This is a genomic window from Bacillus cereus group sp. N6, from assembly GCF_016483705.1.
Classification (GTDB): domain Bacteria; phylum Bacillota; class Bacilli; order Bacillales; family Bacillaceae_G; genus Bacillus_A; species Bacillus_A wiedmannii.
On record NZ_JAEHBI010000144.1, the window covers coordinates 1 to 2,137 of the forward strand.

The window sequence follows — 2,137 nt, forward strand, 5'->3', positions numbered from 1 at the left end:
GAGCTCCGATCGAATATCGAATTTCGATGGCTGCATAGTCTTTTTTACAGTTGTCTACTTGACGGGGGGAAGACCAATCAGTCTGTCCAAAATCAGAATATCTTTATTAATCAACTGTTTAGATTAACGGCATAAAAAAAGATTCCGATAGGAATCCTCGCTTTTTGTTTAATTTATCATTTATTTGCACCAGAACCAATGTTTTCATTACATACAGTATCAAACGATTTAAATAGAATATATTTCTCAATACATTGGCAAAGGTTAAAAAAATGATTTGCCATATATAAGTACTGTTGGGATGATTTTACAACAATGAATTATAGGTAAAAAAATCATACAAGTTAGACACCTGTAGATTGGTGTAGTCCCAACAAGACAAAAGAGAAGAATGGAGGGATGTTTATGAAAACCATCTGTGTTTTTCATGAAGCATTTCCATAGTCGAACGATTTGGTTTCCATACTCTATGAAAAAAATCTGAACCATCGTGTGACAGTCAGCTAGAATTTTTTGATTTTTGAAATGGAGGAATTGGATGAAACGTATAAGTAAGATTATAATCATGTTGTTGTGTTGTACGATGTTAGGTTCCGTACATGTTGTCCAGGCAAATTCTATACAAGTTTCTAGTAAACGGCCGGTTAGTAGCGTAGCGCAAGGTATGCTTGGGAGTGGATTGGTACCACCACCTAATCCGAGCCCGTATGGTTTCCATGTAAATTCATCAAAAATAAAAAGACAATATATGTCCCAAAAACCTTTCCATAAACCCTATCCATATACTTCAAATTTGTTCTCTACACCATTTCAAATCGACCGATCGATTCAACCACCTGATGAAAAAATAAACTTTGCAACGCTTACTACTACATCAGCCGCTCAACAAACATATACGATGGCACAATTACAAGCACTTAACTATGAAAATCTCGTACGAGTACTTTCGACCATACGTTGGAGTGACATTACGGATTTATTTCAATTTAATACAGACTCTCTCGCATTCTATCAAGATCAAAATCGTGTCCATTTCTTAATCCAAACACTAGAAAAAAGGGGAGCGACGTATACCGCAACAAATTCAAATGGAATAGAGACGTTAGTAGAAGTATTGCGTTCGGGATTCTATTTAGGATATTACCATAAAGAACTTGCCTATCTCAATGATCGTACGTTTCATGATACCTGCTTACCTGCTTACCTGCTTTAAAAGCAATTGCAACCAATCCGGCTTTTCGACTTGGAACAATGGAACAAGATCGAGTCGTGGCGGCTTATGGGAATTTAATTGGAAATGCCTCAAGTAATCCAGAAATTGTATCGTTAGCGGTTCCCATTTTAAATCAATTTAATCAAAATTTACAAACGTACGCGAAAGAATATTCAAAAGGAACAGCCGTATACAGTCTCTTAAGTGGTATTGACTATGATCTTCAAACGTATTTGTACCAAACTGGTACATCACCTAACCAATCACCTTGGTATGGGAAAATAAACACCTTTATCGATGAAATTGGAAAAATGGCATTATACGGTCAAGTCAATGCCGACACAGGATGGATTATTAATAATGGAATTTATTATACAAGTAGAATAGGTGATTTTCATACCACGGCACAAAAAGGGTTACAAATTATTACGAATGCCTTACAGGTGTATCCTTATTTAAGTGAAGCGTATCTAATTGCCGCTCAACAAATTGACGAAAGATATAATGGAAAAGATTATAAAGGAAATCTGATTTCGTACAAGCAAATTCAAGAAGCAGGTAAGAAAAAATATATGCCGAAAGCTTACACATTTGATAACGGATCTATGATTATTCGAACGGGTCAACAAGTAACAGCGGAGAAAGCCCAAAGACTCTATTGGGCTTCTAAAGAAGTCCAATCACAATTTTATCGTGTAGTGGGGTCGGATACGCCATTAGAGCAAGGACATCGCGATGATATTTTGACTATGGTGATTTATAATAATCCAGAAGAATATCGGTTGAATCGTTTATTATATGGGTATGACACGAATAATGGTGGGATTTATATTGAACAAGATGGAACTGTAACTACTCAGCTTCCTCACGGAAGCTTTTTTAATTTTACTAGTTTCATATGCCTCTCATTTGTAAATACTGAGT

General features: G+C 35.9%; 2 protein-coding genes. Both read left to right on the top strand.

Features of this window, described 5'->3' with window-relative positions:
* Positions 1 to 538: 538 nt before the first annotated feature.
* Positions 539 to 1,213 (top strand): M9 family metallopeptidase N-terminal domain-containing protein, encoded by a 675-nt coding sequence (locus JDS99_RS32475; protein ID WP_255543223.1) that lies wholly within the window; start codon positions 539 to 541, stop codon positions 1,211 to 1,213.
* A 38-nt stretch (positions 1,214 to 1,251) separates the two neighbouring features.
* A partial coding sequence (locus JDS99_RS32235) for a collagenase (protein WP_255543224.1) occupies positions 1,252 to 2,137 on the top strand: 886 nt, incomplete at its 3' end.

Bases quoted from the DNA above. Each gene is read 5' to 3' on its own strand.
- JDS99_RS32475 (WP_255543223.1), top strand. From the start codon at position 539: ATGAAACGTATAAGTAAGATTATAATCATGTTGTTGTGTTGTACGATG.